This is a genomic window from Candidatus Njordibacter sp. Uisw_056 (assembly GCF_047730085.1).
Classification (GTDB): domain Bacteria; phylum Pseudomonadota; class Gammaproteobacteria; order Pseudomonadales; family Balneatricaceae; genus Njordibacter.
In genome coordinates, this window is the sequence record NZ_CP159830.1 from 2,157,077 (window position 1) to 2,178,002 (window position 20,926).

The 20,926-nt window shown below is 45.8% G+C and carries 19 protein-coding genes; 10 read left to right on the forward strand and 9 right to left on the reverse strand.

The features are described 5' to 3' along the window. Positions 1-48: 48 nt before the first annotated feature. Entirely contained in the window at positions 49-1,341 is a 1,293-nt protein-coding gene (locus ABXT60_RS10405) for an MFS transporter (RefSeq protein WP_443630085.1), read from the reverse strand. Positions 1,342-1,376: 35 nt separating this feature from the next. Then, on the reverse strand, positions 1,377-5,033 hold the full coding sequence (putA, locus tag ABXT60_RS10410; protein ID WP_443630086.1) for a bifunctional proline dehydrogenase/L-glutamate gamma-semialdehyde dehydrogenase PutA: 3,657 nt from the start codon (positions 5,031-5,033) through the stop codon (positions 1,377-1,379). 204 nt (positions 5,034-5,237) lie between these two features. On the opposite strand from putA, the gene ABXT60_RS10415 reads away from it, so the two are divergent. Both ABXT60_RS10415 and ABXT60_RS10420 read left to right on the forward strand, forming a co-directional pair. Then, positions 5,238-5,684 (forward strand): Lrp/AsnC family transcriptional regulator, encoded by a 447-nt coding sequence (locus ABXT60_RS10415; RefSeq protein ID WP_443630087.1) that lies wholly within the window; start codon positions 5,238-5,240, stop codon positions 5,682-5,684. 700 nt (positions 5,685-6,384) lie between these two features. Beyond that, positions 6,385-7,269: an NAD(P)-dependent oxidoreductase gene (locus ABXT60_RS10420; RefSeq protein ID WP_443630088.1), complete on the forward strand. Its 885-nt coding sequence runs from the start codon at positions 6,385-6,387 to the stop codon at positions 7,267-7,269. Between the two features lie 149 nt (positions 7,270-7,418). Here ABXT60_RS10420 and ABXT60_RS10425 read toward each other — a convergent pair whose 3' ends face one another. After that, positions 7,419-7,688: an NAD-binding protein gene (locus tag ABXT60_RS10425; RefSeq protein WP_443630089.1), complete on the reverse strand. Its 270-nt coding sequence runs from the start codon at positions 7,686-7,688 to the stop codon at positions 7,419-7,421. On the opposite strand from ABXT60_RS10425, the gene ABXT60_RS10430 reads away from it, so the two are divergent. Then, positions 7,585-7,830 carry a hypothetical protein gene (locus ABXT60_RS10430; protein ID WP_443632116.1) on the forward strand — a complete coding sequence of 82 codons (246 nt, stop codon included), beginning with the start codon at positions 7,585-7,587 and terminating at the stop codon, positions 7,828-7,830. The genes ABXT60_RS10425 and ABXT60_RS10430 overlap by 104 nt on opposite strands. 88 nt (positions 7,831-7,918) lie before the next feature. Further along, on the forward strand, positions 7,919-9,367 hold the full coding sequence (gnd, locus tag ABXT60_RS10435) for a decarboxylating NADP(+)-dependent phosphogluconate dehydrogenase (protein ID WP_443630090.1): 1,449 nt from the start codon (positions 7,919-7,921) through the stop codon (positions 9,365-9,367). A 77-nt stretch (positions 9,368-9,444) separates the two neighbouring features. Here the strand turns inward: gnd and ABXT60_RS10440 are convergent, their stop codons facing one another. From ABXT60_RS10440 to djlA, 6 genes are all read right to left on the reverse strand, one after another. Next, on the reverse strand, positions 9,445-10,098 hold the full coding sequence (locus tag ABXT60_RS10440; protein ID WP_443630091.1) for an anthranilate synthase component II: 654 nt from the start codon (positions 10,096-10,098) through the stop codon (positions 9,445-9,447). Further along, on the reverse strand, positions 10,095-11,456 hold the full coding sequence (locus ABXT60_RS10445; protein ID WP_443632096.1) for an anthranilate synthase component I family protein: 1,362 nt from the start codon (positions 11,454-11,456) through the stop codon (positions 10,095-10,097). The genes ABXT60_RS10440 and ABXT60_RS10445 overlap by 4 nt, the downstream gene beginning before the upstream one ends. A gap of 7 nt (positions 11,457-11,463) precedes the next feature. After that, a complete protein-coding gene (locus ABXT60_RS10450; protein WP_443630092.1) occupies positions 11,464-11,757 on the reverse strand; it encodes a Trp family transcriptional regulator in 294 nt (97 codons plus the stop codon). A 65-nt stretch (positions 11,758-11,822) separates the two neighbouring features. After that, on the reverse strand, positions 11,823-12,488 hold the full coding sequence (locus ABXT60_RS10455; protein WP_443630093.1) for a phosphoglycolate phosphatase: 666 nt from the start codon (positions 12,486-12,488) through the stop codon (positions 11,823-11,825). Between the two features lie 9 nt (positions 12,489-12,497). Further along, positions 12,498-13,166, reverse strand: coding sequence for a ribulose-phosphate 3-epimerase (rpe, locus tag ABXT60_RS10460; RefSeq protein ID WP_443630094.1), 669 nt, complete (start codon positions 13,164-13,166; stop codon positions 12,498-12,500). A gap of 33 nt (positions 13,167-13,199) precedes the next feature. Then, on the reverse strand, positions 13,200-14,024 hold the full coding sequence (gene djlA / locus ABXT60_RS10465) for a co-chaperone DjlA (protein ID WP_443630095.1): 825 nt from the start codon (positions 14,022-14,024) through the stop codon (positions 13,200-13,202). A gap of 210 nt (positions 14,025-14,234) precedes the next feature. Here djlA and ABXT60_RS10470 point away from each other — a divergent pair, with 210 nt between their 5' ends. The 6 genes from ABXT60_RS10470 to ABXT60_RS10495 are packed head-to-tail and all read left to right on the forward strand — an operon-like array spanning position 14,235 to position 20,832. Continuing rightward, positions 14,235-16,517 carry an LPS-assembly protein LptD gene (locus ABXT60_RS10470; RefSeq protein WP_443630096.1) on the forward strand — a complete coding sequence of 761 codons (2,283 nt, stop codon included), beginning with the start codon at positions 14,235-14,237 and terminating at the stop codon, positions 16,515-16,517. Beyond that, positions 16,501-17,787 carry a peptidylprolyl isomerase gene (locus tag ABXT60_RS10475; protein WP_443630097.1) on the forward strand — a complete coding sequence of 429 codons (1,287 nt, stop codon included), beginning with the start codon at positions 16,501-16,503 and terminating at the stop codon, positions 17,785-17,787. Before ABXT60_RS10470 ends, ABXT60_RS10475 begins: the two co-directional genes overlap by 17 nt. Before the next feature lie 2 nt (positions 17,788-17,789). After that, a complete protein-coding gene (gene pdxA / locus ABXT60_RS10480) occupies positions 17,790-18,779 on the forward strand; it encodes a 4-hydroxythreonine-4-phosphate dehydrogenase PdxA (RefSeq protein WP_443630098.1) in 990 nt (329 codons plus the stop codon). Between the two features lie 20 nt (positions 18,780-18,799). Then, the gene (gene rsmA / locus ABXT60_RS10485; protein WP_443630099.1) at positions 18,800-19,609 is read left to right on the forward strand and encodes a 16S rRNA (adenine(1518)-N(6)/adenine(1519)-N(6))-dimethyltransferase RsmA; all 810 of its coding nucleotides are present in this window, start codon (positions 18,800-18,802) and stop codon (positions 19,607-19,609) included. A 9-nt stretch (positions 19,610-19,618) separates the two neighbouring features. Continuing rightward, on the forward strand, positions 19,619-20,005 hold the full coding sequence (gene apaG, locus ABXT60_RS10490) for a Co2+/Mg2+ efflux protein ApaG (protein ID WP_046484961.1): 387 nt from the start codon (positions 19,619-19,621) through the stop codon (positions 20,003-20,005). A gap of 11 nt (positions 20,006-20,016) precedes the next feature. After that, entirely contained in the window at positions 20,017-20,832 is an 816-nt protein-coding gene (locus ABXT60_RS10495; protein ID WP_443630100.1) for a symmetrical bis(5'-nucleosyl)-tetraphosphatase, read from the forward strand. Positions 20,833-20,926: the final 94 nt, after the last annotated feature.

Sequence of the window (20,926 nt, forward strand, 5' to 3'; positions counted from 1 at the left end):
GTGAATATTATACTCGCTGAAAGCTAGCAAACCTAACTATGCTTAGCCCTAAGCTAAACGAAACTTTCTTAAGCCTAGCATCATTAACCCAGTGGCTAACACCAGATAAACCGCCATGGTTAAAACGGATTGCTGAAAACTATACCCTAGATCCACCAAGTACCCTAACCATACCGGGCCTAGTGCTGAAGCGAACACCACAAAGGTCCAATATAAGCTCTTAATAGACCCCAAGTAACGTACCCCATAACATTCTGGCCAAAGGGCAGCTTGTGCTGTTTGCGCTAGGCCTGAGCCTATGCCTAGGAACACCATATAAGGCCAAATAACCCAATAACTATCCACTAAATTTATCATTAGTAGCGCAGCAACCAAAGGTAGCAGTGTAAATGGCATGAGTGAAAGCGCACTAAAACGATCAATTAGTTGTCCCGAAATAACAGCCATAACTGTGGCTATGAGTGAATAAAGCAGGTAGTTGCCCGTAATAAAGGTATGAGACCAGCCTTTCTCATCAGCTAGATTAAGGTGATGAAAAAATAGCGCAGTACTCACCAAAGATGTGGCCGATACACCCGGTAGAATTAAGTAGAAGCGATAGTCTTTGAGCACATCTCGGCGCCGCCAAGACTTGGCATTGATAAGGTTCTCAACAGATTGAGTAGCTGATGTTTCTTTAGCGACTGAGGTGGCCTGATCCAGTGAGGCCTCTTCTTGCGCCTTGAGCTTTTGCTCATAGTCCTGATGACGTCCATGATGACCTCTCAACAACCACATGCTGGCAGGCAGTATGATAAGCAGCGCAACTAGAGCAACACCCATATAGCTCCAGCGCCAGCCTACAGCTGCAATAGCTGTGACTGCAATGATTGGTAATGCGGCTTCACCTGCCGCAAAACCCATCGCTGCCATTGCGGTGGCTTTACCACGCTGTTGTTCAAAATAACGGCCCATAGTGGTATACGCCACATGGCTCATTAAGCCTTGCCCCGATTGACGTAATAAAAATATCCCAACAACAAGCCAAGCAAAGCTGTGTACTTGGGTAATAAACCAACAGGCAAACGCCAAAAACAAAACCACAAAAAACGTATACCGTTGCAATGGCACCTGATCAATCAATTTGCCTGTAACCGGCAATAATAAGGCACTCAACAAAGTACCAGCCATATAGATGCCACCCCATTGAGTGTGGCTCATAGCAAAATCTTGCTGAATGGCGTGGCCAAATATGCCAATAAAATAGGTCTGCCCGAAAGAAGAGGCAAAAGCGGTGATTAAACCAAACAATACGAAGCGCATATGGTTTTTCAACAATAATCCGTATGCGCCTAATATCATGCGTTATAACCCCTAATTAGCCAATTCAAATACTATTATTCCCCTGCCGCGATGAGGCTCGCATTTCCTCCTGCGGCAGTGGTATCAATACACAAATGGCGCTCCATCGTATATCGCTGAGGGTCTGCAGTTTCGCTAATCAGTGGCAGCAGAGGACCCAGCTTATTAGCTAAGGCCAGCCTTAGTTGTTGTTGATAAGGCCCATGACTATTCGCAGCTACCGCATGATAGCCCGACAACTGTGTGATGTCTGTAGCTGAAAGCTGTCCTTTAATCACCACTAAGGGCAGATCACTGCTGGGTAAGTTGAGGTCATTAGCGACTAACACCACACCGTTGCCCTGCGCCAGTGCGGTCTGCGCTTGTAGCAAAGCAGCCTGTCGACCTGGCCCAAGACACAGCACTATGCCACGGGCAACAGTACTGAGCTGATTTAATTCTCCTGTTGGGCCAGGCAACAATATTACATTGCGGCACAAGTCTTGTAAGCGACTCGCTTGGCCACCAAACACATGAGTTAATTGAGACAAACGATCACTGCTATTTTGCCATTGATCAAGTGCTTTGGCAGATAGAGAATCTATGGCGTGCTGAACCTGCCCTAGGCTTACAATACTGCCTGATGGGGTGGCTGCCTGCACTAGTTGTGGTTTACGTAAACGTTGCACATACTGAGGGCCACCAGCTTTAGGACCAGTACCTGACAAGCCTTCACCGCCAAATGGCTGGCTACCCACTACGGCACCAATTTGGTTACGGTTTACGTAGGTATTGCCTGCGTGCACACCTTTTACCAACTGTTCTACATGCGCATCTACACGGGTGTGCACACCAAAGGTTAAGCCATACCCTTGCGCATTAATGGTATCTATTAACTTGGCTAAGCCTTTTGCTGCAAAGGTAGCCACATGCAATACGGGGCCAAAAATCTCTTCGCTAAGGTCTTCAATACCATTAAGCTTAATAACTGCAGGGCCTACAAACAAACCTGCTTTTGGTGCGCTAAGCTGCTTAAGTAAGTTGCCTTTGGTGGCATGTTCGGTAATGTGCTTTTCAATTTTAGTTTTGGCAGCTGCATCAATTACCGGGCCTATATCGGTATTTAAATGCCACGGGTTGCCTATGGTAAGTTCATCCATTGCCCCATAAAGCATGTGTAACACTTTGTCGGCAATGTCTTCTTGCACATACAGCATACGCAAAGCGGAGCAACGCTGGCCAGCACTTTGGAAAGCCGAGGCCAATACGTCCCGTACTACTTGTTCTGGAAGCGCGCTAGAATCTACGATCATGGCATTAATGCCGCCAGTTTCAGCAATCATCACGGCATCTGCAGCCAAGTGTGTCGCCATCACACGGTTGATGTGTTGCGCCGTGGGAGTGGAGCCCGTAAAGCAAACACCACTCACCCTTGCATCACTGGTAATAGGCGCACCTACCTCCTTAGAACCACCCGGTAAAAACTGCACTGCGGCTGCAGGAATACCCGCTTCGTGCATGAGCTGCACCGCGCGATAAGCCACTAAATTGGTTTGGCTTGCAGGTTTAGCTAGTACGGCGTTACCCGCTGCCAAGGCAGCAAATATTTGGCCACTAAAAATAGCCAAGGGGAAGTTCCACGGCGAAATACAGCTCACTACACCAAGGCCCTGGTTATAAGGCGTCGCTGCCATTTCTTGGGCGTAAAAACGGGCAAAATCTACCGCTTCACGTAGCTCACCTACGGCATCTAGCCAGTTTTTTCCTGCTTCCCTAGTTAAGATCGCAAACAGTTCTGTTGCATTGGCTTCATACAGGTCTGCTACCTTCTCAAAACAGGCCACTCGCTGTGCAATTGGCATGGCCAACCACTGAGCCTGCCCCTGAGGCGCCGATACCATTGCAGCTTCAAGCTGTTCTTTAGAGGTCAAAAACACTTGCCCCACCTGCTCGTCGTCTGTGGCCGGGTTGATCACCCATTCAAGCGCGCCTTCTACACCTGAGCCATTAGCCACAATAGGCATAGCCTGCCAGCGTTCTTGGGCTAAGTGAGCTCGCTCTACTTGCATGCCTTCAACTGTCGGTGCATCAGTAATATCCCAGCCCTTGGCGTTTTTTCTAAAACTGCCACCTTCCTGAGCAAATAAGTCTTTGGGCTGCACTATGGCATGACTACCACAGCTTAAACCCTGATCTAAGCGCTCTAAAACCGCATTTACAGGGTCTTGAGCAATGGTTTCTGGGGCTATTTCTGGGTTTACGAGCTGGTGAACAAAGGAGGAATTAGCGCCGTTTTCTAACAATCGCCTAACCAGGTAGGCCAATAAATCTTGGTGTGCACCTACCGGTGCATAAACCCGACAACGCACACCACCTTGGGCCATTACACTTGCGTGTAAGGACTCGCCCATGCCGTGTAAACGCTGAAATTCGTATGCTTGGCTAGCATCTGCTAACTGTAAAATGGCCGCTACAGAGTGGGCATTATGGGTGGCAAACTGAGCATAAATACGATCATTCATCGTTAGTATTTGTTTTGCACAAGCTAAATAAGACAAATCCGTATTGGCTTTACGGGTAAATACAGGAAACCCTTTTAAACCCATCACCTGCGCGCGTTTTATTTCTGCATCCCAGTATGCGCCCTTAACCAAGCGCACCATGATCTTGCGATCTAAGCCTTTGGCTAGCTCATAGAGCCAATCCAACACCCAGGGCGCGCGCTTACTAAAGGCCTGCACCACAATGCCAAAGCCGTTCCAGCCGGCTAGCTCTGGCGCTGCTAACACAGCAGCAATCACATCAAGGGAAATATCTAAACGGTCGGCTTCCTCAGCATCTATATTGAAGCCCATATTGGCAACTTTTGCCTGCAACGCTAGTGCCAATACCTTTGGTACTAGCTCTGTTAATACGCGATCACGCTGACCCCATTCATAACGCGGGTGCAGGGCCGATAGCTTTACCGATATACCAGGGTTGTTGCGAATATCATCATCGTTACAATGAGGTGCAAGGTCTGCAATGGCTTTACTGTAAGCATCAAAGTAGCGAGCAGCATCCTCTGCGGTGCGAGCCGCTTCACCCAGCATGTCATAGGAGTGAGTATAGCCTTGAGTGGTCAGTTTTTTGGCGCGGTGCGTTGCTTCTTTCATGGTGCGGCCTAACACAAACTGAGAACCCAATTCTTTCATTGCTTGTGCCACTGCCTTACGGACCAAAGGCTCACCTACACGCTTAACAAGGCTGCGCATGGTAGAGCCTAGCTTGTCTGCATCTACTGGTGCCAAAAGTTTACCGGTTACTAACAACGCCCATGTAGAGGAGTTAATGAGGGATGAGTTGGAGTGCCCAAGGTGACTCGACCAATCCCCTGCTTGCACCTTATCTTCAATCAATGCATCTATGGTGGCTTTGTCTGGCACTCGCAGCAGGGCTTCAGCCATACACATCAGTGCCACACCCTCTTTTGTACTTAAGCCATATTCGCCAAGGAACTTTTCCATCATTGTAGGGCTAGAGTGATTACGCACCTGACGCACCAATTCAGCAGCCTGCGCAGACATCACTTCACGTGTTTCTGCTGCTAAATCTAACCCCGTTAGTAAGGATTCTATACACACCTGTTCATCCGCTAAATAGGCACTACGCATACCTAAACGAATATTTTGAAGCTGCTCTTTATTGGGCAGTGCGGCAGTGTTATTAGCCATGGTTAATCCAAAGAGTGATGTATTTAGCGTGGCATTCTAGGCTCATATTGAAGTATAAATTTACTACATACTCACCATACAGGACAATAAACAACTATATTTATTTATATAAATAGGTAAATAATTTACAATATATATTATCAATAGGTATATTCACTAAATAAAAACCAACCTTTAGCATCACTAGGGTAAAATGGGAAACTCATGAATAAGCTAGATCGCCACGACCTAGCCATCATTGCAGCACTGCAGAAAGATGGCCGTATGACTATTACTGCCCTATCCGAACAGGTAGGGTTATCTAGCACGCCTTGTCAAATTCGCCTCAAACGCCTGCAAAAACAAGGCTTTATAACAGGCTATGTAGCCTTAGTTAACAAAACCAAGCTAGGGCTAGATCATGTAGCGTTTGTGCAGGTAACCTTAGCTTCCACTAACAGTAAAGCGTTGGCAGCTTTTAATGCTGCTGTGTGCACCATTGCCGAAATAGAGCAATGCCATATGACCGCCGCTAGCTTTGATTACTTGTTAAAAGTGAGGACTAAAGACATGGCGAGTTATCGCGCCGTGTTGGGAGAAAAAATATCTAGCCTACCCCATGTGGTGCAAACCAGTACCTTCGTAGTGATGGAAAGTGTAAAAGACGTTTAAGGCTTTAGCATGACATCCAACCAAGGCCCGCGCGGGTGCTGGCTTTGGGCCACTACTCACATCCAACATAGCCTTGATATGCAAACGCCTTCAGGGTAATCAATACCGAAGTCTCATCTAGCTCTCCATTATCAGGTTCATGGCACTCCTACAACCTGCACATGAAAGAAGTAAGGCAATAGTTTTTAAACTGTTTTAGAGCGCTGCCCTAATGCTTTTGGTAATAAAAACATCAAATTAGAGGCCTAGCTTATTGGCTTCGGTTACCGCCCAACCTAGGTTGTTCACATACCGCCCTTCGGCGGGTTCAAAGCTCACTCCATGGACCCCCAATTCAGCCATCATATGTACCAAGGGCTTGCCCATTGCTAATGCATAGTCCGACGCCTATTTAAACGATTGCTGAAAATCCTATTGCCAATTAATATCACGTGCCAAACCACGATTACCCACTAGCCAATAATGCGTGCTGGTATTAACAAGCACCTGCAGTACGCCACACTAGTGGATTACACGGGCCGCCCCATCAATATTGACCCCACAAGCAAAGAGGCACTCTACGCCCACAAATCAGTGATCTACCGCCGCTTGATGGCGCTGCAAAAATGGTAACTCATTAAATAGCATAGACAGGTTGGCACACAGCTTTGGCACAGGGATAATAGGGCTAACTTCAGTTCACATATCTGGGCAGCTCATCATGAACACAACCCCACCCGTAGGTTTCATTGGTCTTGGTTTAATGGGCCAAGCCATGGCTACACAACTACTTAATGCTGGTTATGACCTGTGTATTCATAGCCGTACAGCCACCAAAGCAGAACCATTAATAGCACTTGGTGCCACCTACGCACACACCCCAGCAGAGTTAGCGAGAAAGGTAAAAAGCGGTATTATTATTGTGTGCGTGACCGATTCTATTTCTCTAGAAGACGTATTGGCAGGTGAACAAGGGCTATTAGAACCTATGGCCACCGGCTGTTTGATCATTGATATGGGCACCAGCCGTTTTGACCTTACCCAAAAGCTAGCTCATAAAACCCAAGCAAAGGGCGCTCATTATATGGACGCTCCAGTATCTGGTGGCCAAATAGGTGCGCAGCAAGGCACCCTATCCATCATGGCTGGAGGACAGTTCAGTCAGCTCCAACGGGCTCAACCTTTATTCGATGTTATGGCAAAAAAAACCACCCATGTGGGAGATGTCGGTTGTGGCCAATTGGCTAAAACAGCCAATCAAATGATTGTAGGTGCAACCCTTAATATCGTTGCAGAGGCGCTTTTCTTAGCACAAAAAAATGGCGCTGATCCAGCTAAGGTCAGAGCTGCCTTAGGGGGTGGCTTTGCTGATAGCAAAATCTTACAAATTCATGGCCAGCGCATGATCGACAAAGACTTTACCCCAGGTGCTCGCGCCGCCACTCAGCTTAAAGACTTACAACAGGCCCAAGACCTAGCGGCACAAAGCCAACTACAATTGCCCCTTAACAACACCAGCCTGAGTCAATGGCAAGCTATGGTGGATGCTGATCTTGGCGGGCTAGACCAAGCTGGCATAATAGCTTGGGTTACACTGAACAATTAGCTTGCTACTAAGGTCATCATTTATCATCTAGCAAGCCTCAACGCCACACATCATGGTGTACTGGGAAATTAACAAAAGTTTGAATAAGCATGAGGTGGCATGGCCAATTTTATGGACCCTGCTATTGGCCAAATTAGTTAACGATTGGCTTACCCTTGGTCTGGCTCTAGGGTGTGTTCTAACCATAAATAATACACAGAATGATCAAGCTCTCCACCCTTATAATCATTAACCAAACTGTGATATGCGGTTTCTACACATTGCGCTAAAAGTAGATTAAGTCGATTTTCTTGGGCTAGGTTTAAGGCATTGTTAATGTCTTTTAATTGCGACCAAGAACGTCCACCTGGTTCAAAATTGCGCGTTACCATACGCTCACCATGCAGATTCAATATTCTACCTGACCGCGGGGAACCCATCGGTGGAGAAATTGATTATCGAAGTCTAATTAGTCAGGTACAGCAATTAGGTGATGATGGCACTTTTGGTGCTGAATATACGCCCAGAACTAACATAGACGAAGGCCTTTATTGGCTTCAGCAATGGCGCACAAAGGTGTGAGTTTTATAGTGCAAAAAATCAATAGCACCTAAGTGGCTCATGGTAAGATGGTCATTTATCAACGCTGAGCAATACACAGGATATTAATATGAAGGCACATATTGGGCTAATTGGCCTTGCCGTTATGGGTGAAAACTTAGTGTTAAATATGACGAGTAAAGGGTTTACTGTTGCTGTATTTAATCGGACCATGGAAAAAGTAAACCGCTTTATCTCAGGGCGGGGTGCTGATAAAAATATTATCGGCTGCCAGAGCATTGAGAAACTCTGTGACAGTCTAGAACGGCCCCGTAAAATTATGATGTTGATCAAGGCTGGTGAGGCGGTAGACAATGTCATCGAGTCGCTAGTGCCCTTTCTTGATAAAGGCGATATTATTATTGATGGTGGTAACAGCCATTATCCCGATACCATTCGGCGCTGCAGCTATGTTGAAAGTAAGGGCCTTTACTATATTGGTGCGGGTGTGTCTGGTGGCGAAGAAGGTGCATTGTTGGGGCCTTCAATTATGCCTGGAGGCTCGATAGCAGCATGGCCTGCTATTAAACCCATTTTCCAAACTATTGCTGCAACCACAGGTAATGGGGAAACCTGCTGTGAATGGGTAGGCGATGATGGCGCGGGGCATTTTGTGAAAATGGTTCACAATGGCATTGAATATGGCGATATGCAGATGATCTGCGAAACCTACCAGATGCTCAGAGATGGGCTTGGACTGTCTAATGAGGCCATGCACGATGTGTTTAAACAGTGGAATAATGGGGTTCTTGACTCCTACTTAATTGAAATTACTGCAGATATTTTAGGCTACAAAACTAGTCATGGTGAGGCTGTCATCGATCACATTCTTGACGCTGCTGGACAAAAGGGAACGGGGAAGTGGACTGCGGTCACTGCGCTAGATTTTGGTCAACCTGTGACCCTCATTGGCGAAGCGGTCTTTGCCCGTTGCTTATCGGCATTAAAAGACGAACGAGTAGAAGCTGCCAAACAACTCAGTGGGCCATCGATGGTTTTTGAGGGTGACGCAACGGCATTTATTGAAGATTTACAGCAGGCACTGTATGCCTCAAAAATTGTCTCCTATGCTCAAGGTTACCAGCTATTGCGAATGTCAGCCCTTGAACATGGATGGCATCTAAATTATGGCCAGATCGCTCAAATGTGGCGTGGTGGCTGTATCATTCGATCGGTCTTTCTTGATGATATTAAGGTAGCCTTTGATCATAATCCCGAACTGGTTAACCTAATGCTCGATGGCTTCTTCAAGGAGGCCATCGAGACAGCACAGGCGGCTTGGCGGCGGGTAATTATGCAATCGGTTAAGCTCGGCATTCCCATGCCCGCCATGGCTTCGGCGCTGGCCTATTACGATGGTTACCGCACAGCACGCTTGCCTGCCAACTTACTGCAGGCCCAGCGTGATTATTTTGGTGCGCACACCTATGAGAGAATTGATCAAGCAAGGGGGGAGTTCTTCCATACCAACTGGACCGGACGAGGCGGCACCACATCAGCATCGACCTATCTTGTTTAATTAGGTTAAGTCTTTTGCGTCATAGGACTGAAATAATAGGTCAGCTTTAAACCCACAATTGAGCTGGCCTTGAATGATTAATCACCGAGTAGAAAATTCTTCATGAGTTCTTTACCGCCTTCTGTAGCAAAAGATTCTGGGTGAAATTGAATGCCTTGAATCGGAAACAGTTTATGCTTTACACCCATAATTTCATAACTTTCTGAACCAAACTCACCCACAACTGCGGTGACTTGCAGGCAGTCTGGTATAGATTCCGCTTGGGCCATTAATGAGTGGTAACGCATGACTTCTAGTTGGTCTGGAATGTCTTCAAAAATACCATTGCCATCGTGACTGATGGGGCTAATTTTACCGTGCATTGGCAAATGTGCCTTCACCACTTTGCCACCAAAACAATGCACAATGCCTTGCATACCCAGACACACACCAAGCAGTGGGATTTTCGGTCCTAATTCTGTAATCACGTTTGCACACACACCAAAGTAGCGCTCATCTGCTGGAGACCCTGGGCCTGGTGAAATAATAATTCTATCCGTATGAGCAGCCTCAATATCAGCTACCGTAACTTGGTCGTTGCGGGCAACAATAACTTCAAAGTCACTTATCTCACCATTTAACTTGGCGCTTGAAAGTACTTCACCGATATATTGGTAAAGGTTGTAGGTGAAGGAATCGTAGTTATCGACCAAATAGACGGTGAACTTCCCTTTTATTTTTGTTTGGCTCATACCTTAATCTCCATAAACTGCTCTAACACTTTAAGTGTACCGGCAAACTTACGTTGTATTTCCTGGTATTCATCCTCTGGATTTGAATCAAAGACATTACCACCACAGGTTTGCACATACGCTTTTGAGCCATTAGCAAATACCGTGCGAATAGGGATAGCAAAGGTACAATCTCCGTTAAAACCAAAGTGGCCTACTGCGCCACCATAAGGACCGCGGCCATCTAATTCTAAGTCGTCAATAATTTTCATAGCTTCAATTTTAGGAGCGCCCGTTAGGGTGCCTGCTGGAAAATTACTAGCTAACGCCGAGAACATGTCTTCATTTTCTGCCATGATGCCTACAATTTCACTGGAGATATGCTGCACGTGGCTAAACCGTTTAATATCCATCAAACTACGTACCTTAACCGTACCAAAACGGGCCACTCGGCCAATATCATTTCGGTGAAGGTCAACAATCATATTGTGCTCGGCAATTTCTTTGGGATCGTTCAATAAAGCCCGCGCCAAAGCAGTGTCTTCTTCTGGGGTAGCACCACGTTTGGTAGTGCCTGCTAGCGGGTAAGTCTCCATCTCACCCTGGCGCAGGCGAAACAGTAGCTCCGGGCTTGCACCAATGACCTTTTGCTCAGCAAATTTAATGTAATACATTTGTGGGGAAGGGTTAATTACACGTAACTGTTGGTATAAATTAATACTTTCACCCTGCATGTCAAAGCGGTACTTAAAGCCTACTTCGCACTGGAATATCTTACCCTCTACTATGTCTGCTTTTACCTTTTTAACAGCGGTGGCATGCTGTTCGCGGGTCATGTCCTCACCCTGAGGCACTATCTTTAGGCCACCAATAATGGGGGTTGGATCACCAATAAGCGCTTCAATTAAAGCGATCCGATTGTCTTCATAGTGGAAGTATATTAATTCTCCTGTCATCTTGTCGTAAATTAGGCCATCTTTGTATAAACCAAATTTAAACGCATCAAACGAGTCACTAGTGGTGAGGCTTAAACTTGGTTCAAAGTAATTCATGGCATCGTAGCCAATATAGCCTGTTAAACCACCAGCATAGCGGCGGCTAATAATGTTTTGCGGCACAATATCACGCAAAAGGTAATACGGGTTGTCGCTGGCATAAGACTGAACATTGCCTTCACGATCCCTAATATTAAGCTGTTTGCCATTGGCCCAAAATATCTGCTCTGGGTCAAAACCAATAAGCGAATAGCGCGAGATATCGCTATCTTCTCCCAAAGATTCGAGCATATAACAGGTATCAAAGCGCTGCTCTATTTTTTTAAACAACTCAAAAAAGTCACAGCTTGATGTTACGGTTGCATAGCTTGGCTTGCGTGCCATTTTTATTTTATTTGGACGTGTCAATTTTATAACTTCCAGCTTGAAGGGCTCTAGAACCTCGGGTAACAGTGGCTATACCCACTCCGAGTTTTTGCGCTACTTGGCGTTGCGATACACCTTGAGATAGCAGTTCGAAAATTTGTAATCGATTAATTAGTTCTTGTTGTTCATATGGCGTCAATAACCCCTCAAGTGCCGCTGACATTTGTTCTACGGTTGTCTGAGTCAGTAGATAATCAACGACAGTGGTCATGGGTTTTTGAGTAGAAGTAGTGATGGTGTTAGGCAGCCAAAAATGCATCAATGTACTAGTACACTATCACAGAGATAAAGGGTTGCCAAGGTGTATTTGAACGCCCTGTTAATTTACAGGTGGTCGACAACCCAATCTGGCTGACACTCTGCTACATCACGGCCATGGTTATAGCCTCCTCTCACACCTAAACACGGCATACCACAAGCCTTCGCTGCATTTATGTCATTGCTGGAGTCACCCACCATTAAGCACTCCTCAAGGCTAAGGCCCATTTGTTGGGCCGCTTTTAACAATGGCATGGGGTGGGGCTTTTTTTCAGTGAAACGATCACCCGAATACACTAAATCAAAATAATGCAATATGCCAAATTGAGACAACAAAGGCTCAGTAAAACGGCTGGGCTTATTAGTAATCACACCTTGCATCACTTGGTGTTGATGCAGCTCACTCAATAAAGCTTCAACGCCACTATAAAGCCTGCTCTGACGACTAGCTAAGTGCTGATAGGCATCCATAAATAATGCGAGTGCGCGGTCGAACCTAGGGTCTACCGCAACTGGTTGGAATTGGTTGGCCAGAACCCTTTGAACTAATACCGCAGCACCATTACCGATCCACTGCTCAACTTGAGCTAAGCTAGGCGGAGTAATTTTAAGTGAATTAGCCATAGATAAGCTTGCCGAGTAGAGGTCTGGCAGGCTATCTAACAGCGTACCATCCAAATCAAACAATACTAATTTTGGCTCAAAACCAAGCGTATTAAACAATGAAATCATTAGATTTAATCAGCTAGCAGCCAGCTCTTTGCGCATTAGATCAATGGTCGCCTGATAATTATCGGTATTAAAAATAGCCGAGCCTGCTACGAAGGTATCTGCACCAGCACGGGCAATCTCGCCAATGTTCGCCACGCCGACACCACCGTCTACTTCAAGGCGAATATCTAATCCAGAGGTATCGATACGCTGACGGACCAAGCGTAACTTATCCAGTGTAGAGGGAATGAATTTTTGCCCACCAAAACCAGGGTTTACTGACATTAACAAAATCATATCTAGCCGATCCATCACATGATCTAAGTAATGTAATGGAGTTGCAGGGTTAAATACTAAACCGGCCTTAGCACCCCCGTCTTTAATAATCTGTAAGGACCGGTCTATATGATCACTAGCTTCTGGGTGAAAGGTAATATAGCTAGCTCCGGCTGCTAAAAACTCTTCAATCATATGATCTACCGGCTGCACCATTAGATGCACATCAATTGGCGCCGTAATGCCATGATTACGCAATGCTTTGCACACCATAGGCCCAATAGTGAGGTTAGGCACATAGTGGTTGTCCATTACATCAAAGTGCACAATATCAGCACCTGCTGCCAACACAGTGTCAACCTCTTCGCCCAGACGAGCAAAATCTGCAGCTAAAATAGAGGGTGCTATTTTAAAATCAACCATGGGGTCATATTCCAGTATATAAGATCAAAATAATTACTTACGAGACTTCTTTATTGCGTCGTAAGCAGCTTGAATTTCTTGGGTTTTTTGTTTCGCTATAAGCATCATTTCATCAGGCAAACCACGGGCAACTAGTTTGTCTGGATGATGCTGACTCATGAGCTTTCGATAGGCCATTTTAAGGCTTTTGGCATCACAATCTGGCTTTACACCAAGCACACCATAGGCTTGAGTGAGACCGGCATTGCCAGACCCTTCAAACTGACCTTGCCCACCCCCTTGATGGAATGACTGTTCAGCCTTCATGCGCTGAGCAACAGCTTCAAACTCTTGTTGAGTCACACCTAAAAGCTGGCACACTTCCCCAAGAATACGACCTTCTGCGGCACTAAAATCGCCATCAACTAGGGCTGTTTGTAGCTGAATTTCAATAAACATCTGTTTAACCGAGGCATTGTTCACCAAGGCTCGTCGCAGCGGTTCCAGCACTTGGCCGAGGTCAAAAGCATCTTCTTTACCCTGACTAAAGCACTCTATGGCACGCTTGCGCAAAACGTCTGACAGCTGCATTCGGGTCATTACAGCTTCTGCATACTGAATCTCTAAAGCCGTGACTTGCCCATCTGCTTTGGCAATTTTGCCCATGACACAAAAAGTGGCGTCAAAAAAAGCGGTCTGAGCTTTAGCTTGAGTCCAGTTTTCCGCCCCAGCAACACTACGAATTAATTTATCCAAGTAATAGCCAATGGCAGCGCCAAACAGCATCCCGGAAGGCCCGCCTGTTAGGCCTATTAGAGCACCCAGTACTAATCCTGTTCTATGGCGTGCCATATTTGCGCCAAAGCTGTAAGTATTCACATATTCACCTGTGGTTAAAAACTTGCCCCTATAATAAATCGCCAAGGCCTTAAGCGCTACATTGAGCCACTATAAATTAACTAAATCGATACTTTTAGTCTATTCCAGCCCATTAGAAGCACCTATCTTTGAATATTTGGTTTAAACTTAGGCTTTATCTATATAGACGCACCAAATTTTTGGTTCACAAACACTGGGTTTCTTTTGCCAATGTATATACCAGCACAAAGTCTTCGCCTGATGTTCGTCTACCTAGTGACTTGCGGCCTCAGTCAGCTTGCAACTGCAGGCCACGAACCAATTAGCCTTGACTGGCAACCAAAGAGCGCCACCCCTGCAAACTTTTGCTCTGGGTACTATCTGCCCTATCAGGCACCTTCTTTGGAACAATCTTTGGCCCCTGGCGAACAGCCCTTATACAGCAATTCTGATTCTAGTGAATACCAACAAGGCATTACTCACCTGAAGGGCAATGTAGAACTGCGTCAGGGAAAACAGACGGTCACCGGTGACGCCGCCTGGTTTAATAGTAATAATAGTTCTGTTGATATTATTGGGCATGTGAAGTTTCGCCGCCCAAACATGATTGTTCAAAGCAGCGATGCCAGTTTTAACATGGCCAATTCGGAAGCTCAGCTTAACCAAGCGCAACTTGCCCTGCCTAGCAGTGATCTCAGAGCTACGGCTCAGTCTATTGACTACCACAGTGATGATACCGTCACCATGAATACGGGCAGTTTTACGTTTTGTCCCCCAAACGATAACGCATGGGCAATACACAGCAACAAGATAGATCTAGACCCAAAATTGGGCTTTGGTGAGGCTCAAAATGCCATCCTAAAAATTGGTACTGTACCAGTGTTTTACTTACCATGGATGAGCTTCCCCATAGATGATCAGCGCCGATCTGGATTTTTGTTTCCTACTTTAGTGAGTTCATCACGGATGGGGCTAGATATAACAACGCCCTATTATTTTAACTTAGCACCCAACTATGATGCATTGGTTACGCCTCGGTTCACTGAACTCCACGGAACCAGCATAGACGCAAAGCTTAGGCAACTAGGCAAAGACAGTACGCAGGACTTGTATGTTAACTGGGCTATTGAAGACCCAGACACAAACAAAAATAGATGGTTAACGGAATATAACCTTAACGCCAAAATTAATGCTAGTTTTTCTACCTCAATTCATATTAAGCGGGTAAGTGACGGGGAAATTTTTAACGATTATGGTTTAAGCCAAACCACCGCAGAGCGAAGTTCCATTAATAGTGATGCTAAGATTGACTACCAAGGCACAACACCTGTGTTAGCCAAGGCCAGCTTAGCCATTGTTACTCATCAGAATCTCACTGCTGGCATACCAGCCTACGACCAACTGCCCCACGCAACCATCACTGGTGGTGTGTTGATGAACCAGCAAGAACAACCCTTTAGGGCTAACTACAGTGTCGATTTAAGCCGTTTTACAAGAGACAGTTCTGGCTTAACTGGCCGCAACAAAATTACGGGTACCCGCACACACCTGCTTCCCAATTTAACGACGTCTTGGGTGAATGACTACAGCTTTATCAAACCCAAAATTAGCCTACCTATTACTAATTACCAACTTAAAGACACCCCATCAGCAATTACCGCAAGCAATACTCGGGTTATTCCTCAGTTAGAAATCGACAGTGGCTTGTTATTTGAACGATCCCTTTCAGACGGCTATATGCAAACGCTTGAACCTAGGTTTTATTACGCCTACAGCCCCTATCAACAGCAAGATGACCTGGCTATTTTTGATACCAGTGCTAGCAGCAAACCTTTGTATCAGCCCAACCGATTTAGTGGCTATGATCGAATCGGTGACACTAATCGCGTCACTCTTGGGCTAGATAGCCAATTTTTAAGTGCCAAAGGCTGGCAAAAAGCCAAGCTATCCATGACCCAAATCCACTATTTTAGTGACCGTAAAGTACAGTTAAGCAGCACTAGCACCCCAGACACTGAAACTTTTTCACCAATTTATGGTCACATGAACTACCAATTTACACCCCAATGGAGTTCTAGTTTAAATATAGACTGGAGCCCCAAATCTGGTAATGTTGAAGCCACCAGCGCAACCATGAAATACCAGATAAACAATAACAAAATTATTGACCTGAAATACACCGAAACCTTGGACAACACTCAACAAGGTGAAGTGGCTTTAATTTGGCCTTTAGCACCTCAGTGGACCTTAATAGCTAAGCGCAAAGAAGATATACGCAACCAACAACTACAAGATGAAATTTTGGGTGTGGAGTATAGCAACTGCTGCTGGAAAGGCCGTTTTGTTAACCGCTATTGGTTAGTAGACCAAGCCAAAGGCATTGAACACGGCATATTTTTTGAGCTCTCTCTCAAGGGCTTAGGCCAAAGCGATAAACAATTGACCAGCGGCAACAAAGTGCGCATGGCAGATTTTATGAAAGGAATTACGGGCTACAATGAATACACTCAGTAAATGGGGCGTGACCCTGGGTTTAGCCTTGGGCTTGGCATCGTCTTCCTGCGTTTTCGCAGCAAAACAGCTCGACAGTATTGCGGCTATTGTTAATGATGACATCGTATTGCAAAGCGATTTAACTAGCCGGGTTGTGCTGGTGCAACAACAGCTTTCCAAAAACAATACTAAAGCACCAGAACTAGTGGCTCTAACGCGTCAGGTATTAGACCAGCTCATTATTGAGAACCTGCAGTTGCAGTTAGCCACAAAAGAGGGCGTGTATATAGCCGACCCAAGCTTAGATTTAGCCATAGGACGCATTGCTAAGAGCAATAAGCTATCTCTGACTGAACTTGAACAGGCCATAGCCAATACTGGCGACACCATGGTTCAATTTAGGGCTAAAATTCGCCAGAAATTAACCATTAATGAAATCCAAACCACCTCTGTTAACCGACGCATTCGCGTTAGTGAGCACGAAATAGATAAGTATTTGGCCTCAAATCAAGGCCAGCAGCTTGCCGATACTGAATATGAAATTGGCCATATTTTGATTAGTTTAAGTGAACAACCCAATGCTCAAGAACTTGAATTAGCAAAACAGAAGCTAAAGGCGCTCAATATCGCTTTAGACCAAGGTGCAGCGTTTAGCAGCGCCGCTGCAACCTATTCTGATGCACTCAATGCACTTAAAGGAGGTAACTTAGGTTGGCGCAAAGGCAGCCAGCTTCCTGAGCTATTTGCTAAACCCATTAAGGCTATGAAGGTTGGCGAAGTTAGTGTACCTATTCGTAATAGTAGTGGTTTTCACGTCATTACCTTAATTAACAAGCGCGGTGTGAGCATTCAAACAGCAGCTCAAACTAAAGCCAACCACCTATTGATTTTGCCTAATGAAATTCGTTCGCCCAGCGAAGCAAAAGCACTCATTAATGAACTGCATCAACGCTTGATTGATGGTGGTGATTTTTATGATCTTGCCCGTACCTTTAGTGACGACGATAACTCAGCACCCAGTGGAGGCGATTTGGGCTGGCTAAATGCAAACCAACTACCGGCTATATTACAAACACCATTGGACTTGCTTGCGATAGAACAACTGAGCGAGCCCATACAAAGCAAAAATGGCTGGCACTTGCTACAAGTAGTAGAGCGGCGAACCCAAGACGTTGGCCAAGCAAACTTACGATTTAAAGCTAAGCAAGCCATTAACCAAAGCAAATTTCCTAATGAGCTAGAGAACTGGCTACGTGAAATTCGCAATCAAGCCTACATAGAGATTCGCTAATTATGCGAAGATTACTTGTTACTGCCGGAGAACCCGCAGGTATTGGCCCTGACCTCTGCTTAACCCTAGCAGGGCAGCCCAGTGCAGCGCTGCAGGATGCTGAAATTGTGATTGTGGCCGATATGGGACTATTGCAAGACCGCGCTGCACAGCTAGGTATGGCGATCGACTTTTGCCATGTCAGCCTAGAACAAATAATGACAACTACAGCACCTAATCAGCTTAAGGTATTGCACGTCCCATTAAAAGTTGAAAGCCGCTCTGGGCATCTAGATTCTGACAATAGCCCTTATGTGTTAACGACTCTAAATATAGCATGTGATGCATGTGTTGAAGGCCAAGCTCACGCCATGATTACCGCGCCAGTGCATAAAGGCATAATTAATGATGCAGGTACTGCGTTTAGCGGCCACACGGAATATTTGCAAGCCCGCTGCGGGGTAGATAAGGTCGTAATGATGCTGGCTTGTGACGCCATGCGTGTCACTCTAGCCACTACCCACTTACCCTTAAAAGACGTTTCTGAAGCCATTACCCCAGAGCTGTTAAGCCAAATACTACACATTATTAACGCTGAATTAACCAGCAAGTTTGGTATTAAACAACCCTGTATTTATGTGTGTGGCCTCAACCCTCACGCAGGAGAAGATGGCCACTTAGGTCGAGAAGAGTTAGACGTTATTATTCCTACCCTCGAAAAGTTGCGTAGCAAGGGGTTAAATATTATTGGTCCTTTACCCGCCGACACTTTATTTAACCCTAAAAACTTAGCGGACGCAGACGTTATCCTGGCTATGTATCATGATCAGGGGCTGCCCGTGCTAAAATATGCAGGCTTTGGAGACGCCGTAAACATTACCTTAGGGTTACCTATTATTCGCACTTCGGTAGACCATGGTACCGCTTTAGATTTAGCTGGCACAGGCCAAGCCAAAAGCAGTAGCCTGTTAAAAGCTACCGAAAGCGCATTGCAGCTTTGCCTTCACCCTTAAGTCGCACACCAGAGATCTTTATGGCTAGTCAGACCCCCAGAAAACACCAAGCGCGTAAGCGATTTGGTCAAAACTTTTTACATGATCAAGGTATTATTCGCCATATTGTGGCCTGTATTAGGCCAAAACCAGAACAAAAAATTGTTGAAATTGGCCCAGGACTTGGCGCCATAACAGAACACCTACTTGCGTCTGCTGGCCACCTAGATGTAGTGGAACTAGACCGAGACTTGCTGCCCCGCCTGCGCATTTCATTTGCCAGTTATGGTGACAATTTACGTATCCATGAAGCTGATGCACTAAAGTTTGATTTCTCTAGCCTCAGCGCAGACCAACAGCTTCTGCGCATCGTAGGCAACTTGCCATACAATATCTCCACCCCATTAATCTTTCACTTGCTCAGTTATACTGACCTTGTTTGCGATATGCACTTTATGCTACAAAAAGAAGTGGTATTGCGTTTGGCCGCAGAAGCAGGTTCTAATAACTATGGCCGCCTAAGTATTATGGCACAATACTTTTGCCGCGTAGATAATTTGTTTGAGGTGCCTCCAGAGGCATTTGACCCTAGGCCCAAAGTAGACTCTGCCATTGTGCGTATGGCGCCTTATACAAAGCTACCTCATACAGCACAAGATTTTAAACACTTTGAACAGCTGGTAAAAAGTGGTTTTGCTCAGCGCCGTAAAACCTTACGTAATAACCTTAAAGGCATCGCTGACGATGAACAGTTGCAAAGCTTGGGCATTGACCCTAGCATTCGTCCCGAGCGTCTAACTGTAGGCGAATTTGTCGCCCTTAGTAACCTATTGACCCAAACTCCAAGCTAGAGCTATAACATGAGCAACTTAAGCAATAATTACGACCTTAATGTAGGCGTGAAAACAGAGTTTCTTGCAGAGCAATCGGACCCTAGCCGCAATCGGTACGTGTTTGCCTACAAGATCACTATTACCAACAGTGGCATTCAAAGCGCCCAGCTTATGAGCCGGAAATGGATCATTACGGATGGAGACGGTAAAATTCAAGAAGTGTCCGGCGAAGGCATTGTCGGTCAACAACCGATCATTGAGCCTGGCCAGCAGCATCAATACACCAGCGGTACTGTGTTAGAAACAAAAGTGGGCAGTATGAGTGGTTTTTACAGCATGGTAGCAGCAGACGGCCACGAATTTTCTGCCCCTATACCGCCTTTTACTTTGTCTTACCCCAACGCCCTGCACTAGCGTTTATAGCTATGGCCAGTTATGCAGTAGGTGATATTCAAGGGTGCTTAACACCCCTCAAGGCTTTACTCGATAAAGTGGGCTTTACGGACGCAGACACCCTATGGGTTGCAGGTGATCTCGTTAACCGAGGGCCTGAGTCATTAGAGACTTTGCGTTTTATTAGATCTTTAGGTAACCGCAGCAAGGTAGTGCTAGGCAACCACGATCTTCACCTACTGGCACTTCATGCTAAGGGTGCTCAATTAAAACCCGACGACACCCTCCAGCCTATATTTGTAGCCCATGACCGTGATGACTTATTAAGCTGGCTACAACAACAACCGCTGCTGCATTATGACCCCCAATTTGATACCGTAATGACACATGCAGGTATTCCACCCTGTTGGAACTTAAAGCAAGCACAGAAACATGCGCAAGAATTGCAGGAACTACTGCGCAGTGATAATGCGGCAACATTTTTTGCTGGTATGTATGGCAACCAGCCCAACCTTTGGAGTGATCAGCTTAAAGGTATGGATCGCTGGCGTTGCATTACCAACCATTTCACTCGCATGCGCTTTATTACCCCTGAGGGGAGGCTAAATTTAACCCACAACGCTAAAGTGGACCTCAATAGTAGTGAAGATGCGCCATTGAGGCCCTGGTTCAACTTACCCAGTGCCGTAACATCGCGGCAAGTATTTGGCCACTGGGCAGTATTAGAGGGTGAAACTGGAAAAGACCATGTGATTAATCTAGACATGGGCTGTGTTTGGGGTGGCCGGCTTAAACTAATGCGCCTAGAGGATGGTGAAAGCTTTAGCGTAGCTTGTGGCAAAGCATAGTGGGATTGGCACCATCTTAAATTATTAGATATAACTAATATATAATTGCACAAACCACTGACAAGCACTAAACTGCTGCTTTCTCATATAGGAA

Excerpts from the sequence above, each read along its gene's own strand:
- ABXT60_RS10405 (WP_443630085.1), bottom strand. The coding sequence starts at position 1,341 with ATGATATTAGGCGCATACGGATTATTGTTGAAAAACCATATGCGCTTC.
- putA (WP_443630086.1), bottom strand. The coding sequence starts at position 5,033 with ATGGCTAATAACACTGCCGCACTGCCCAATAAAGAGCAGCTTCAAAAT.
- ABXT60_RS10415 (WP_443630087.1), top strand. The coding sequence starts at position 5,238 with ATGAATAAGCTAGATCGCCACGACCTAGCCATCATTGCAGCACTGCAG.
- ABXT60_RS10420 (WP_443630088.1), top strand. The coding sequence starts at position 6,385 with ATGAACACAACCCCACCCGTAGGTTTCATTGGTCTTGGTTTAATGGGC.
- ABXT60_RS10430 (WP_443632116.1), top strand. The coding sequence starts at position 7,585 with ATGTCTTTTAATTGCGACCAAGAACGTCCACCTGGTTCAAAATTGCGC.
- ABXT60_RS10425 (WP_443630089.1), bottom strand. The coding sequence starts at position 7,688 with ATGGGTTCCCCGCGGTCAGGTAGAATATTGAATCTGCATGGTGAGCGT.
- gnd (WP_443630090.1), top strand. The coding sequence starts at position 7,919 with ATGAAGGCACATATTGGGCTAATTGGCCTTGCCGTTATGGGTGAAAAC.
- ABXT60_RS10440 (WP_443630091.1), bottom strand. The coding sequence starts at position 10,098 with ATGAGCCAAACAAAAATAAAAGGGAAGTTCACCGTCTATTTGGTCGAT.
- ABXT60_RS10445 (WP_443632096.1), bottom strand. The coding sequence starts at position 11,456 with ATGGCACGCAAGCCAAGCTATGCAACCGTAACATCAAGCTGTGACTTT.
- ABXT60_RS10450 (WP_443630092.1), bottom strand. The coding sequence starts at position 11,757 with ATGCATTTTTGGCTGCCTAACACCATCACTACTTCTACTCAAAAACCC.
- ABXT60_RS10455 (WP_443630093.1), bottom strand. The coding sequence starts at position 12,488 with ATGATTTCATTGTTTAATACGCTTGGTTTTGAGCCAAAATTAGTATTG.
- rpe (WP_443630094.1), bottom strand. The coding sequence starts at position 13,166 with ATGGTTGATTTTAAAATAGCACCCTCTATTTTAGCTGCAGATTTTGCT.
- ABXT60_RS10470 (WP_443630096.1), top strand. The coding sequence starts at position 14,235 with ATGTATATACCAGCACAAAGTCTTCGCCTGATGTTCGTCTACCTAGTG.
- ABXT60_RS10475 (WP_443630097.1), top strand. The coding sequence starts at position 16,501 with ATGAATACACTCAGTAAATGGGGCGTGACCCTGGGTTTAGCCTTGGGC.
- pdxA (WP_443630098.1), top strand. The coding sequence starts at position 17,790 with ATGCGAAGATTACTTGTTACTGCCGGAGAACCCGCAGGTATTGGCCCT.
- rsmA (WP_443630099.1), top strand. The coding sequence starts at position 18,800 with ATGGCTAGTCAGACCCCCAGAAAACACCAAGCGCGTAAGCGATTTGGT.
- apaG (WP_046484961.1), top strand. The coding sequence starts at position 19,619 with ATGAGCAACTTAAGCAATAATTACGACCTTAATGTAGGCGTGAAAACA.
- ABXT60_RS10495 (WP_443630100.1), top strand. The coding sequence starts at position 20,017 with ATGGCCAGTTATGCAGTAGGTGATATTCAAGGGTGCTTAACACCCCTC.